General features: G+C 37.4%; 10 protein-coding genes and 1 riboswitch. All 10 genes read left to right on the top strand.

Annotation, left to right across the window (positions count from 1 at the left end):
- Positions 1–315 precede the first annotated feature (315 nt).
- Positions 316–2340, top strand: coding sequence for a PAS domain S-box protein (locus MKY29_RS18025; RefSeq protein WP_340880432.1), 2025 nt, complete (start codon positions 316–318; stop codon positions 2338–2340).
- A 547-nt stretch (positions 2341–2887) separates the two neighbouring features.
- Positions 2888–4162 (top strand): kynureninase, encoded by a 1275-nt coding sequence (gene kynU / locus MKY29_RS18020; RefSeq protein ID WP_340880431.1) that lies wholly within the window; start codon positions 2888–2890, stop codon positions 4160–4162.
- A gap of 15 nt (positions 4163–4177) precedes the next feature.
- Positions 4178–5008 carry a tryptophan 2,3-dioxygenase gene (kynA, locus tag MKY29_RS18015; protein ID WP_093495990.1) on the top strand — a complete coding sequence of 277 codons (831 nt, stop codon included), beginning with the start codon at positions 4178–4180 and terminating at the stop codon, positions 5006–5008.
- Positions 5009–5021: 13 nt separating this feature from the next.
- A complete protein-coding gene (kynB, locus tag MKY29_RS18010) occupies positions 5022–5648 on the top strand; it encodes an arylformamidase (RefSeq protein ID WP_340880430.1) in 627 nt (208 codons plus the stop codon).
- Between the two features lie 66 nt (positions 5649–5714).
- Positions 5715–6146, top strand: a complete 432-nt coding sequence (locus MKY29_RS18005) for a hypothetical protein (RefSeq protein ID WP_093495992.1) — start codon at positions 5715–5717, stop codon at positions 6144–6146.
- Between the two features lie 66 nt (positions 6147–6212).
- Complete coding sequence (locus MKY29_RS18000; protein WP_340880429.1) at positions 6213–6443, top strand: hypothetical protein; 231 nt, start codon at positions 6213–6215, stop codon at positions 6441–6443.
- A 342-nt stretch (positions 6444–6785) separates the two neighbouring features.
- Positions 6786–8177, top strand: a complete 1392-nt coding sequence (locus tag MKY29_RS17995; protein ID WP_340880428.1) for a protoporphyrinogen oxidase — start codon at positions 6786–6788, stop codon at positions 8175–8177.
- Between the two features lie 116 nt (positions 8178–8293).
- Positions 8294–9241, top strand: coding sequence for an NERD domain-containing protein (locus tag MKY29_RS17990; RefSeq protein WP_340880427.1), 948 nt, complete (start codon positions 8294–8296; stop codon positions 9239–9241).
- Between the two features lie 409 nt (positions 9242–9650).
- Positions 9651–9759: riboswitch (SAM riboswitch) on the top strand.
- A gap of 71 nt (positions 9760–9830) precedes the next feature.
- Entirely contained in the window at positions 9831–11690 is a 1860-nt protein-coding gene (locus tag MKY29_RS17985; RefSeq protein ID WP_340880426.1) for a bifunctional homocysteine S-methyltransferase/methylenetetrahydrofolate reductase, read from the top strand.
- Entirely contained in the window at positions 11671–15111 is a 3441-nt protein-coding gene (metH, locus tag MKY29_RS17980; protein ID WP_340880425.1) for a methionine synthase, read from the top strand. Before MKY29_RS17985 ends, metH begins: the two co-directional genes overlap by 20 nt.
- Positions 15112–15132 lie beyond the last annotated feature (21 nt).

Here is a 15132-nt window from a genome sequence, read left to right as displayed (position 1 = left end):
ATTATATCAAATAGCTATTAATAATGATGAAATAACTACACTAGACTTAAGTAAACAGTGATCTAACTATCGTTTAGTTAAGTGGAGTTATTCTTCAGAATCTATAGATAATGTGTGCAAGAAAAGTATAAGAGAAAAAGAATCCTACTACTTCCTCTCGAAGGAACCTTCAAGTCGGAAGTCTTCTACCAAATATTCCCTAAAACCTGTCCTTTTTATGGTCCGATTGACTGATTCATTTTTGGGAGAAATAAAATAAAATTTACTTAAAATTAGTACGGAAAGTTCAAATGGTAGTATGGAAGGAAAATCTATATGGAAAGATTATTTAATAGTATTTCAATTGATATGTATCGATTTTTAATAAGCAATAATCCTGATGCTATTTTCTTGTTAGATGAAAGTGGCCACGTGTTGGATATTAATAAAGCAGGCACTAATATATTCGGGTACACTAATGCAGAACGATCAGAGTTACATTATCAGAATATCTTAGTTCCAAGTAGGGATTATAATGTGAAACGATTATTCGTAAAAACCTTACTTGGTGAATCCTGTGCTTATGAAGCAGACGCCTATCGAAGGAACGGGGATATTCTTCATTTACAAGTGAAAAATATTCCGATGTTAGACAATGGAGAAATTTTTGCTGTGATGATAATAGCGAAAGATGTAACTGAACTAGTTCAAACTAAAGCAACCCTGCTAGAAACTGCAGAGAGGCTGCATTCATTACTACATTCCTCTGCGGATGCGATTGATTTAATTGATACAAACGGGAATGTTTTGACAGTTAATCCGGCATTTGAAGAAATGTACGGTTGGAAAGTCGATGAACTGGTTGGCAAGCCATTGCCGACGATTCCAAAGGAGAGAATGGATACGGTAAATAAACAACGTGAGGAACTGAAAAATGGTCATCATATAAAAGGGCTGGAAGCAACCTGTTTAAAGAATGATGGATCATCTATAGAAGTAAGTTTCACCTTATCCCCTTTGAATGACCAAAATGGTAATGTGGTTGCATTTTCTGGGATATCTAGAGACATTACTGAAAGAAAGAAAATGGAAGTAGCCCTTAGAAATAGCAAAGATAGGTACAAATCTTTACTAAATGCATCACCTGAACCCATTTATGTTTTAAGTTACGGAGTCATACGCTACATTAATCTTGCAGCAGTAGAAATGTTCGGATTTAAAAGGCCAGAGCAAATGCTAGGGAGACATGTGCTAGATTTTGTTCATCCTGATTCATGGGAAGTAGTCCAAAGTAAAATTCGACGTATTACAGTAGAGGGGAATTTCCCAAAAGAAATTGTAGAGCAAAAAATGTTACGTGCAGATCGTTCGACGTTCCTAACAGAAACAACTTCTGTAGGAATTGAGTATGAAGATGAGTCAGCAGTTCAAGTGATTTTACGAGACATTACAGAAAAAAAGGTTCTTTTAGAGAACTTAGTTCATAATGAAGAAAAGTACCGATTAATCGCAGAAAATATGACAGATTTAGTTTCGGTAATTGATGAAAATGGGCAGACGAACTATGTATCTCCTTCTTACTTTACTGTATTAGGAATACCTTTAAATAAATTGGAAGGGGTTTCTGCAAAGGATTTTGTGCATCCAGAAGACTTACCAAATGTTACAAAGGTGTTTAAACAAATTATGAGCACAAAAGGTTCCGCCAATTTGGATTTTAGACTTAAGCATACGACTAAGACTTGGTTATGGGTAGAGTCAAAAGCAACCTTCTTTATCGATGAACAATATGGAAAACCTTTTCTGTTAATCGTGTCTCGTGATGTGGAAGAAAAGAAGCAATTGAGAGAAGAACTAAAATTAATGGCTTTCCACGATAGTTTAACTGGATTGCCAAACCGAAGATTATTCGAAGAAAAAATGCAACAATCATTAAAAGAAGCGAAGCGCCAACAACGAAAATGTGCTTTACTCTATATGGATATCGATAAGTTTAAATGGGTAAATGACAATCTTGGTCATTCAATTGGGGATGAATTATTGAAATTATTTGCACATAGGGTGAGTAAATGCATTCGTGACAGAGACATATTAGCACGTCAAGGTGGAGATGAGTTCACCATTTTATTGTCTGATATCGAACATGAGGAAGATGCCCGTGCTTGTGCAGAGCGTATTCTAGAAAGCTTGCAGCAAGTTTGGGAAATCGGTGAACATAACTTTAAAACAACCTCAAGTATCGGTATTGCCTTCTTTCCACAAGACGGCGACAATATAAATAATTTATTCACTAATGCAGACTATGCATTGTATGAAGCAAAAAAGAGTGGACGTAATACTTATAGATTCTTTTCTCACTAACAATACGCAAAATTATAAATTTTGAAGGGTAAATGGTACTTAGCAAGGTAGAGTTTTAAATAATCAAACTTTTATTTAAATTTAGAGGCTGGTACAGAACCTCAAAACAGCATTTTTCTCTGTGAGAAAAATGCTGTTTTTTTTGCTGTGTACAAAATTGATTTCCATTCCAGGGACGCTTTCCACGGGCGTGGCCTTAGCCCGTAGTCTCAGGCAGCACGCTATTCCCGTAGGAGTCGCCCCTCCATTCCAATCAATTTAATTAAATATCCATTATTTAGTAAAGTTATCTCCTTATCCAATAAAATTTCTACTTCTGTCCTAGCCTCTTTTTTTGTGTGGAGCATTTATAGTGTTACTCGGTTACTAATACTTTTTGGTGAATGTTAAGATGCATAATCTAATAGTGACCGGGGTTATTAGATTGAAAAATTTCCGTTTAACAAAATAGCCTTCCTTTCATTCATTGACACTCAATCTATTAAAACATATGATTTATATAAATAGAATGAAAATTTAGATTTCTAAAAGGTTGGTGACGTTTTAGATGCAGAGTACTATGGTGGAATATGCGAAAAGTTTAGACGAGCAAGATGCTTTGGGAAAGTATAGAAATGAATTTTATATCCAACCGAATATCATTTACATGGATGGGAATTCCCTCGGGTTATTATCTAAGCGGGCAGAAAAGTCTGTATTAACGCTGCTAGATTCATGGAAACGATATGGTATAGATGGATGGACGCAGGGGGAGCACCCATGGTTTTATTTCCCTGAAACATTAAGTGAGATGTGTGCCCATCTAGTAGGAGCTTCAAAAGAAGAGGTTATCATAACAGGCTCTACAACGGCAAACTTACATCAATTAGTCGCTAGTTTTTATAGACCAGAAGGACTGCGTACGAAAATATTAGCGGATGAACTGAACTTTCCATCCGATTTATATGCAATTAGCAGTCAGCTATCATTGCATGGATTTAATGGTGATGAACATATGAAACTGGTAAAAAGTCGTGATGGCTATACATTACAAGAGGAAGATATTATAAGCGCGATGACTGATGACGTTGCTTTAATAATACTACCTAGTGTGTTATATCGAAGTGGTCAGGTATTAGACATTAAAATGCTGACCGAAGTAGCTCATGAGCGAAATATTATGATTGGCTTTGATTTATGTCATTCAATTGGATCTGTACCACATGAACTGGATAACTGGGATGTGGACTTTGCGTTTTGGTGTAACTATAAGCATGTGAACGGTGGGCCTGGAGCAACAGGGGGGTTATATGTAAATCGTAAGCATTTTGGAGGAAAGCCTGGACTTGCGGGATGGTTTGGTTCTGATAAAGAAAAACAATTTGATTTGTCGACTCACATGACTCCAGCAACAAATGCAGGTGCCTATCAAATCGGAACTCCGCATATAATGAGTAGTGCTCCGCTATATGGATCTTTAGAAATGTTCGCAGAGGTTGGAATAGATGCCATTCGAGAAAAGTCACTAAAGTTAACCAATTATATGATGACGTTAATCGAACACGAATTAAGTGAATATAATTTTGTAATTGCTAATCCACGGGAAACAGAGAAGCGTGGAGGTCATATATTTTTAGTACATGATGAGGCAGCTCGTATATGCAAAGCGTTAAAAGTGCAACAAGTTATTCCAGATTTTCGTTCACCAAATGGCATTCGTTTAGCACCAGTTGCATTGTATAACTCGTATGAGGATGTTTGGAAAACAGTGCAGATTTTAAAATTGATTATGAAGGAAGAGCTTTATAAAAAGTATGAAAATAAACGTGATGTTATTGCTTAAGAAAGGAGGTATAGCATGCCAGATGATAATAGGGAAAGTGGAATACATACCGATTTTCGAGAAGAAATGACGTATGGTGAATACTTGCAGCTAGATAATTTATTGGCCAGTCAACAAAGGTTATCAGGACATCATGATGAAATGCTGTTCATAATTATTCATCAGGTTAGTGAACTTTGGATGAAACTTATATTGCATGAACTTACGAGTGCAATTCAAGCTATACAAGCGGATAAAATGCAATCTGCATTTAAAATGTTAGCACGAGTGACGAAAATTCAAACACAAATTATCCAGGCTTGGGATGTCCTTTCCACACTAACACCTGCAGAGTATTTAGAGTTTCGAGATAAGCTGGGCAAGGCTTCTGGCTTTCAATCGTTTCAATATAGACAAATTGAATTTGCCCTTGGCTATAGGACTAAGCATATACTGAAGATTTACGAACAAGAGACAGAATTGTATGAAGAGCTGCAAGATGCTTTTCATGCACCAAGTATTTATGATGTTTCAATTCAAGCTTTGGATCGAGCTGGGTTTCCGATAAATACTCAGTTATTGAATCGAGATTATTCCATTACGTACGTCGGAGATGAATCAGTAGCAAATGCATGGAAAGAAGTTTATCAAAACGTCGATAAGTACTGGAATTTGTATCAATTAGCAGAAAAGTTAGTAGACGTAGAAGACTGGCTCCAGCAGTGGCGCTTTCGTCATATGAAAACGGTAGAAAGAATAATAGGATTTAAAAAAGGCACTGGAGGATCATCTGGTGTGAATTATTTACGGCATGTATTAGACCATCGTTTCTTCCCAGAGCTTTGGGATTTACGTACAAATTTATAGGGAGGTCAGGAAAATGAACAAAGAATGGATTGATATTACACAAACTATCTCGACTAGAATAGCAACATGGCCAGGGGATACTATTTTTGAATATGAACTTACCGCTACAAAGGAAGAGGGGGGTGCTGCAAATGTTGGGACGATAACAGCAAGTTTGCATACAGGAACTCATGCAGATGCTCCATTTCATTATGTAAGTGAAGGAAAGACACTGGATATGCTCGACGTTAATATGTATATTGGACGTGTAAAAGTGGTTAGTGTCGTTGGTGCTTCCGAGATAGGTAGGGAGGAATTAGAGGGGGTTGATTTAACGGGTGTAGAGCGTTTGCTTTTAAAAACGACGAATACAGCATCACCTGAAAAATTCCCTGAAAAGATTAATACATTGAAGGAAAATATTGGACCATTTTTAAAGGAAAAGGGTATTTTTCTAATCGGCACAGACCAACCATCAGTTGATGGGATAGAAAGTAAGGAGCTATTAGCGCATCATTCACTGTTTAGAAATGATGTATATATTATAGAAAATCTCTTGCTGGAAAATGTAGAGCCTGGTGATTATGATTTAATCGCTTTACCTTTGAAAATTGAAGGGGCGGACGGAAGCCCCATACGTGCAGTGCTAAAAAAAATATAATAGACGGGATAGATAGCACTTTAATATGCTAGTCTATCCTTTTCTATTTTAAAAGGAGGAGCTAGAATGAAAAGGTTTTTATTTATTTTCTTTTCCACAGCAGTAATTGGATTTGTTTTTTATTTTGGGATGGATTATCAAATGAGATTAAGAGAAAAGTCAGCAATCATATTTGATATTAAGCCTTATATATCATTTGCAAGCTTTTTCTCTATTTTTATTGGAATGTTGTTACGATTACCCAAACTAATTTTAGAAATTAGAGAAAAACAAAGGTGGTCATTCGATTGGATGAAGTTCATCGTAATTGGAATACCATCTCTCTATATTGCAATGATTCCACTTTTTGCTATTGTCTATGGAATGAATTTATGGTTTTCAAATGTGGTTATGCTACTAGGGGATATAACATTCACAACAATAGCTGGGGTAATATTTGGCTATGTATTGTTAGATAGCTTAAACAGTAAAGCTTCCACAACTATTAAAGTACTTTAGCAGAGTGGAGCATAAAGCCCAGTATCAATCAAAGATTCAGGGCTTTTACATATGGAGGTGTAGTTTATGAGAAAGTTATTACTATCTTTATTGGGTGGAACCATAATTGGATTAATTGTGTCTTTTACACTTATGGATTATAGAGATATAAAATATGAAATTAGAAATCAGGGTGGAATAGAATCCAGGTGGATAAGAGAAATGGATCTTGATTTTGTCTTCAATGCCTCAGCATTAATTATCGGGATATCAGTTTTAATTTTTATTGTTTGGACTTTTATTGAGAAAAGATGCTAATAATTGGTCTTTTATATAAGAAAGCCCAAATTGCTAAGAGTGTGCAAAAGGCAGCTACCATAAATATTACTTCAACATGTATACTAAAAACTCCAAAAAATATTGCGGCTGCAAGCTTAGAAAATGTCGTCCAACCAAGCAGGCTTTTTTTAAAATAGTTTCCACATAAATTTAATCCTCTGCATACGTATTATCTCCTCCTACTCATAATTACTGAATAACTTCTTTAAACTAACTTCTTTAATTGTTCATAATTTACCTTCTAGCAGTGATGTAAATCATATCAGTAATTTTCAAAAACGCTTATACTAGTTGTATGAATTGATATAAGGAGTGGTTAGGTTGAAAAAAATAGTGGTTATTGGTGGCGGAATCACAGGGCTTTCTACTATGCATTATTTGCAAAAACTTAAAAACGAAAAATCTTTAGACATAGAGCTAGTATTAGTTGAAGCGAACGAGTACTTAGGTGGCAAAATCCATACCATGCAGGAAGACAACTTCATTATGGAGGTTGGAGCTGATTCAATTGTTGCAAGAAACGAAGCAATCACAAATTTAATTGAAGAGCTAAATCTTGAAGAAGAAAAAGTGTATAACTCTACAGGCATTTCGTATATTTACACAAACAATGAGTTACATGCAATTCCTGCAGACACTGTATTCGGTATTCCCACAAGTATTGAATCATTAAATAGCAGCACGCTAATATCAGATGCTGGGAAAAAAGAAGCATTAAAGGATTTAGAATTACCAAATGAGAGCTTCACAAAAGAAAGCTCAGTCGGGTCATTTTTAGAGTATTTCTTAGGGAAAGAATTAGTTGGAAAACAAATTGTGCCTGTGTTATCAGGTGTTTATTCTGGTGATCTCAATAAACTTTCTATCGCTACTACACTACCTTATTTGATTGACTATAAAAATAAATACGGCAGTATAATTAAGGGGTTAGAGGAAAACAGAGCACAATTCCAAGCAGCAGCTAATAAAAAGTTCATTTCTTTCCAAAATGGACTTTCCACACTAATTGATCGCTTAGAGGAAGTGCTGGGCGAATCTACGATTATTAAAGGTGTGGCAACAAAGAAAGTAGAGAAGAAGGATGGACGTTATTCGGTTTTATTGACTAATGGGGAAACGGTTGAAGCAGATAGTGTAGTGCTAGCTACTCCTCATAATGTAGCGCAGCTGATTCTTCAAGATGAACAGTTGGATACCGATTTCAATAGACTAAAAAATTCATCCCTTATTAGTGTATATCTTGGATTTGATATTCCAGATAATCAGCTTCCAGCAGAGGGCACTGGTTTTATCGTATCCGAAAATAGTGATGTGAAATGTAATGCATGTACGTGGACAAGTCGTAAATGGACACACACGTCAAAAAACAATAAATTACTTGTTCGTATGTTCTATAAGAGTTCAAGTCTAGCCTTTGAGAGCATGAAGAATATGAGTGAAGAAGAGCTAGTAGAGGTTGCGCTCCAAGATATTAAAATGAGCTTGAAATTAACGGGAAAACCTGAGGTAATAGAAGTAACAAAATGGAATGATCAAATGCCAAATTATCATCTAGCACACGGGGATGCAATTCAATCATTAACAGCTAAGATGGCTGATGAGATGCCAAATGTGGTGTTGGCTGGTTGTTCTTATTACGGGGTTGGAATTGTAGCTTGCATTAAGAACGGTAGAGAAACAGCAGAAAATATTATAAATTCAATAGTTGATTAAGTTTGCTGGCCAAAATTCATTTTTGGCCATTTTTTTATGGGGAAAATTGAATAGTTGCTTATTTGGTGAAATTTACATTTTCTTTTGTTGTGCTACGATTCAATTGGAGGTGAAGTATGCTTAAAGTAATGGATTCTTGCGAATATAATTTAATTGGTTTACAAATGTTAGCAAAAAGATTGAATGATACACATCCTCAAAAGGAGATAATCTTAGCTAAAGAAAAGGCAGCAAAAGCTGGACTGCAAGGTGAACGTAGAATAAGTGAAGTTTTTGCGAAATATACATTTCCTTTTGAATACTTTTTCGTTGAAAATATCGGATTAGATTCAAACGGTAAGTTCCAAATAGATGCTATCTTTCTTACTCCCTATTTCTTAGTAATTCTCGAAAGTAAAAATATAAGTGGGAAGTTATTTTTCAAACAAAACCCTGCGCAGTTAGAGCGCGAAACACTCGATGGTAAAATCGATGTTTTTGAAAGCCCAGAAATCCAGTTATCGCGAAATATTCATTTGCTACAAGAATGGCTGGGAAATCATGGACTGACAATCCCAATATACGGTGTGATTGTTCTTAGCAATCCAAAAGTGAGAGTAATTGAACCACCGAAAAAACTTAGTGCTATTCTTCCCCAAACCATCCCAGTATATTTACGTAATCTTCCCCGCGAAAATGTATATTTTGATTCTGAAAAAATGAAAAAATTTGAAAATCAAATAAAAGTAGGTCAACAAACTTATATTCCCTTTCCAATGTGCGGACGCTGGGGTATTAATCCTAAAGATTTAAGAAGCGGTGTCCAGTGTGAAAGCTGTGATTTTCATGGAATGGAAAAAAGAAAAAATGGCTGGACTTGTCCTCGTTGTGGCTATTTTGATAAACTCGGACATGAAAAGGCCATAAGGGATTGGTTTATGCTGATTAGCGATACTATAACTAATAAACAATGTAGAGACTTTCTTCATTTAGAATCAAAATATATCGCGCACAGAATCTTGCAATCAATGAATTTAACCAAGATAGGAACATCCAGAAACACTAAGTATAAATGGATATGGTAAAGCACCTGTGCATATACTGAAAAAGATAGAAAAAGAGTGAATCGCTAGAATGCAGCGAAGAATCGCTAGAATGCAGCGAAGAATCGCTAGAATGTAGAGGAGAATCGCTAGAATGTAGAGGAGAATCGCTAGAATGTAGTGGAGAATCGCTAGAATGTAGCGGAGAATCGCTAGAATGTAGCGAAGAATCGCTAGAATGTAGAGAAGAATCGCTAGAATGCAGCGAAGAATCGCTAGAATGTAGAGGAGAATCGCTAGAATGCAGTGAAGAATCGCTAGAATGTAGAAGAAAATCACTTAAATAGGATAAATAAACACTAAGAGAAGTGTATAGAAAATTCAAAACACATCTTGACGCTTTAATGGAATAAAGGTACGATATGTTTAATTAAAAAATTGAATAATGAAATTCTTATCAAGAGAAGCCGAGGGACTGGCCCTACGAAGCTTCAGCAACCAGCCAATTAATTGGTCAGGTGCTAAATCCAGCAGACTTAACAAAGTCTGAAAGATGAGAAGGTGGTATCTTGCATACTCGTAAAGCCTTCTTTTCATGGAAGGCTTTTTTATATGGAGAGGATGGATACAAATGGGTTTATTAGAGAAGTTACAGTCGTCTATACTGACAGCGGATGGGGCAATGGGTACGCTACTTTATTCGTACGGAATTGACTATTGCAATGAAGAATTAAACATTCAAAAGCCGGAAATCATTGAGAAGATACATCAGGATTATATTGAGGCCGGAGCAGATATTATTCAAACGAATACGTATGGAGCGAATGCCATTAAATTGGCGCGTTACGGGCTAGAAAACCAAGTGAAAGAAATAAATGAAGCGGCTATCCAAATTGCTAAAAGAGCTGCTGCACCCGGAAACCAATTTGTCCTCGGTACGATTGGGGGCATTAGAGGAATTCGGAAAAGTGATGCCATGCTCGGTGAGATTATCCATTCACTCGATCAGCAAGCCATCCAGCTGTTAGCGGGAGATCCAGATGGTTTATTACTCGAAACCTATTATGACTTAGAAGAATTAAAGACTACTGTGACTCATCTTCGTACCTTAACTGATATACCAATTATAGCCCAAGTATCCATGCATGAGCCTGGTATTTTGCAAAATGGCTTACCACTTAATGATGCTCTGCTTCAGCTTGAAGCAATTGGAGCGAACATAGTTGGAGTCAACTGTCGACTAGGTCCCCATCATACAATTCAAGCATTTGAAGGAGTAAAACTTCCGAATAAGGCTTTTCTCTCTGCTTATCCAAATGCTAGTTTACTGGATATAGATGAAGGGCGAATTGTCTATGAGTCCGATGCTGAATATTTTGGAAAAGCGGCGTTATATCTTAGGGATGCTGGAGTACGACTAATAGGAGGTTGCTGCGGGACGACACCAAAGCATATCGAAGCAGTAAAAAAACATATTGGTCATTTAGCGCCGATTACGAGTAAGGTTGTTGAAAACAGAAAGCCGATTATTATTCAAGACGCCAAGCCGACTAACACACTGGCTCTCCATGAAAAAGCAAAAATAGAAAGGACGATTATTGTTGAGCTAGACACTCCTCGTCATCTTGACACGACTACATTCATGGAAGGTTCAGAAAAGCTATATGCTGCTGGAATTGATGCAGTGACAATGGCGGATAACTCATTAGCCTCCCCACGTATTAGTAATATGGCAATGGGCTCGATGTTAAAACACCAAAAAAATATTAGACCGCTTGCTCATATTACATGCCGTGACCGTAATTTAATCGGTCTTCAATCTCATTTAATGGGGCTGGATGCGCTTGGAATCCATGATATTCTTGCTGTAACTGGAGACCCGACGAAAATTGGTGATTTCCCTGGGGCGACAAGTGTTTATGATGTATCAAGCCTAGAATTGATACAACTAATCAAACAATTAAATGAAGGTATTTCTTTCTCAGGAAAGTCACTACGAAAAAAAGCTAATTTCTCCGTAGCTGCTGCTTTTAATCCGAACGTTCGTGTTCTGGACCGTGCAGTAAAGCGACTAGAGAAGAAAATAGAATGTGGAGCAGATTATTTCATCACACAACCTGTCTACTCGAAAGATAAAATTCATGAAATTTATGAAGCGACTAAGCATTTATCAACCCCTATTTTCATTGGAATTATGCCACTGACTAATAGTCGTAATTCAGAATTCCTTCACAACGAAGTACCAGGTATAAAATTGTCCGAAGAGGTACTGGAGCGTATGCGTTTATGTGGAGATGATAGAGAGCTAGCTACTGCAGAAGGTATCCAAATTTCAAAGGAATTAATAGATACAGCAGCGAAGCTATTCAACGGTATTTATATAATTACGCCATTTTTCCGATACGATATGTCTCTTGAATTAATTCATTATATTCAAGAGATTGATCGAAAGAAAGAGAGAGGGTTCAGCTATGTCCAAACATCTAATTGAGCAACAACTCCAAGAAAGAATACTAATTATTGACGGTGCAATGGGAACGATGATTCAAAATGCGGATCTTAATCCCGAAGATTTCGGAGGGGATGAATACGACGGTTGTAATGAGTATTTAAATATAGTAAAACCGGATGTTATTGAACACGTCCATCGTGAATATTTAGCTGCTGGTGCTGATATTATTTGTACGAATACATTTGGTGGAACTCCTGTAGTGTTAAATGAATATGATCTCGGTAATCAGGCATATGATATTAACTTTCGTGCAGCTCAGCTAGCTAAAATATGTGCAGAGGAATTTTCTACTTCGGATTGGCCGAGATTTGTAGCGGGGGCAATTGGACCGACGACAAAAACATTATCAGTCACAGGTGGTATCACATTCGATGAACTTACGAACGACTTTTATGTGCAAGCAAAGGCTTTAGTAGAAGGTGGAGTAGATGTTATCTTACTGGAAACTAGTCAAGATATGCTGAATGTGAAGGCTGCAACAATCGGTATCAAACAGGCGTTTAAGGAATTGAATAAAGAGCTACCTATTATGATTTCAGGAACCATAGAGCCAATGGGAACGACACTTGCAGGGCAAAGTATCGAAGCGTTCTATATTTCAATCGAGCATATTAAACCACTTTCGGTAGGCTTAAATTGTGCGACAGGACCAGAATTTATGACAGATCATATCCGCTCGTTATCTGAGTTGTCGGATGGATATGTGAGCTGTTATCCAAATGCCGGCTTACCAGATGAAGAAGGGCATTACCATGAATCTCCAGAATCACTCTCTAAAAAGCTAAGAGGCTTTGCTGAAAAGGGATGGTTAAATGTTGTGGGTGGATGCTGTGGAACGACCCCTGCTCATATTCGAGCAGTCCGAGAAGCAGTACAAGATCTTGCTCCACGTAAACCGGTAGAGTTGGGTCGACAAGGGCATGTTGTTTCTGGAATTGAGCCTCTTCAATATGATGAGTCAATGCGTCCTTTATTCATAGGGGAGCGTACGAATGTAATAGGTTCTCGGAAGTTTAAACGTTTAATCGTGGATGAAAAGTTTGAAGAAGCATCTGAAATTGCGCGAGCACAGGTTAAAGGTGGAGCTCATGTTATTGATATTTGCCTCGCAAATCCCGACCGCGATGAACTAGAGGATATGACTAACTTCATGAAAGAGGTCGTGAAAAAAGTTAAAGTACCACTTGTTATTGATTCGACAGATGAAAAAGTAATAGAAGTAGCACTTAAATATTCCCAAGGAAAAGCAATCATCAATTCCATTAACTTAGAGGACGGGGAAGAGCGATTTGAAGCAGTAATGCCTCTAGTGAAAAAGTACGGTGCGGCAGTAGTAGTTGGAACAATTGATGAAGTAGGAATGGCGGTGACAAGGGAGAGGAAGTTAGAAATCGCAGAACGTTCCTATGATTTACTAGTAAATAAATGGGGACTTGCACCAGAAGATATAATTTTTGATCCTCTTGTATTCCCAGTCGGAACAGGAGACCAACAATATATAGGATCAGCAGTTGAGACAATTGAAGGTATCCGTCTAATAAAAGAGAAGCTACCACGAGCATTGACTATTTTAGGAGTTAGTAATGTATCATTTGGTCTTCCACCAGTTGGTCGTGAAGTGCTGAATGCTGTCTATTTATACCACTGTACGCAAGCTGGACTGGACTACGCGATTGTAAATACTGAAAAGCTTGAAAGATATGCGTCTATTCCTAAACTGGAAATCGACATGGCAAATGAGCTATTATTTACAACGACTGATCAGACACTTGCTGATTTTACCGATTTTTACCGCGATAAAAAGAAAGAAAAAACCGAGGATGATATACCAAAAACAGTACCAGAACGTCTTGCTTATTATGTTATTGAGGGGACAAAAGAGGGACTTATCCCTGATTTAGAAGCTGCACTTCAAATGTATAATGCTCCGCTAGATGTCATTAATGGTCCTTTGATGAAGGGGATGGCTGAAGTAGGGCGATTGTTTAATGACAATCAGTTAATAGTTGCAGAGGTTCTTCAAAGTGCAGGTGTAATGAAGGCATCTGTTGCTTATTTGGAGCAGTTCATGGAGAAAAAAGAGGATGACTCTGGTAAAGGTAAAATCGTTCTAGCTACTGTTAAGGGCGATGTGCATGATATCGGAAAAAACTTAGTAGACATCATATTAAGTAACAATGGATATAAAGTAATCGATGTCGGAATTAAAGTAACTCCAGCGACTTTAATAGAGGTTATTCGAAAGGAAAAGCCCGATATTATTGGACTTTCTGGACTCCTTGTAAAGTCAGCACAGCAAATGGTTATTACTGCTCAAGATTTTAAAGAAGCAGGTATTGATGTCCCTATACTTGTAGGGGGTGCAGCTCTCTCTCGTCGTTTTACCGAAACGAAAATTTCCGCTCAATATGATGGACCAGTCCTATATGCAAAAGATGCGATGCAGGGACTAGATCTTGCCAATCGATTGCAAAATGAAGAGGATAAAGAGACTTTATTAGTCGAACTTGGAGTTCAACAGGAAAAAAGAAAAATTGCAGAAGCTAATCGCTCAGCAAAGCAGGCAGTGGCTGTTTTAGAAAAACCAGTAAAAACCGTACGTGATGATGTTCGGGTATATGTACCAAAGGATGTTCGGAGACATGTACTAAAGGATTACTCCGTCGCGCACTTACACCCATATGTGAATATGCGAACATTGATAGGTCATCATTTGGGATTAAAAGGGTATAGTGAAAAACTATTAGCAGAGAAAGACGAGCGGGCAACAACTTTACATGAATTAGTCACTGGATATTTACAGTCGGATATTTTGAAGCCACAAGGGGTATATCAATTTTTCCCTGCACAAGCGGATGGAGATGATGTAATTATCTATGACCCAACCGACTCGAAAACAGAAATCGAGCGTTTCACATTCCCACGTCAATCTGCCCAACCTTTCCTTTGTCTAGCAGATTATTTAAAATCTGTAGATAGTGGAGAAATGGATTATGTGGCACTAATGTTAGTTACTGCGGGACATGGAGTTCGTGGGGAAGCAGCAAAACTGAAAGAACAAGGGAAATTCCTAGAAAGTCATGCATTACAAGCAACTGCGCTAGAACTAGCAGAGGGATTTGCCGAACGAATTCATCAAGAAATCCGAGACCAATGGGGTTTTCCTGATGCAACCGATTTTACCATGCGCGATCGTTTTGCTGCAAAATACCAAGGCCAGCGATTTTCCTTCGGGTATCCAGCCTGTCCAAATCTAGATGATCAAGCAAAACTGTTTGGCTTGATAAAACCTGAAATCATTGGAGTAGAGCTTACTGAAGAATTCATGATGGAACCAGAAGCATCCGTTTCTGCCATTGTATTTGCACATCCAGATGCTAGGTACTTTGTTGTAGATTAAAAATAAAACACTGCCTTCTTG

The sequence above is a fragment of the Psychrobacillus sp. FSL K6-2365 genome (genome assembly GCF_038003165.1).
Lineage (GTDB): Bacteria > Bacillota > Bacilli > Bacillales_A > Planococcaceae > Psychrobacillus > Psychrobacillus psychrodurans.
This window is presented reverse-complemented; position numbering and strand designations above follow the sequence as displayed.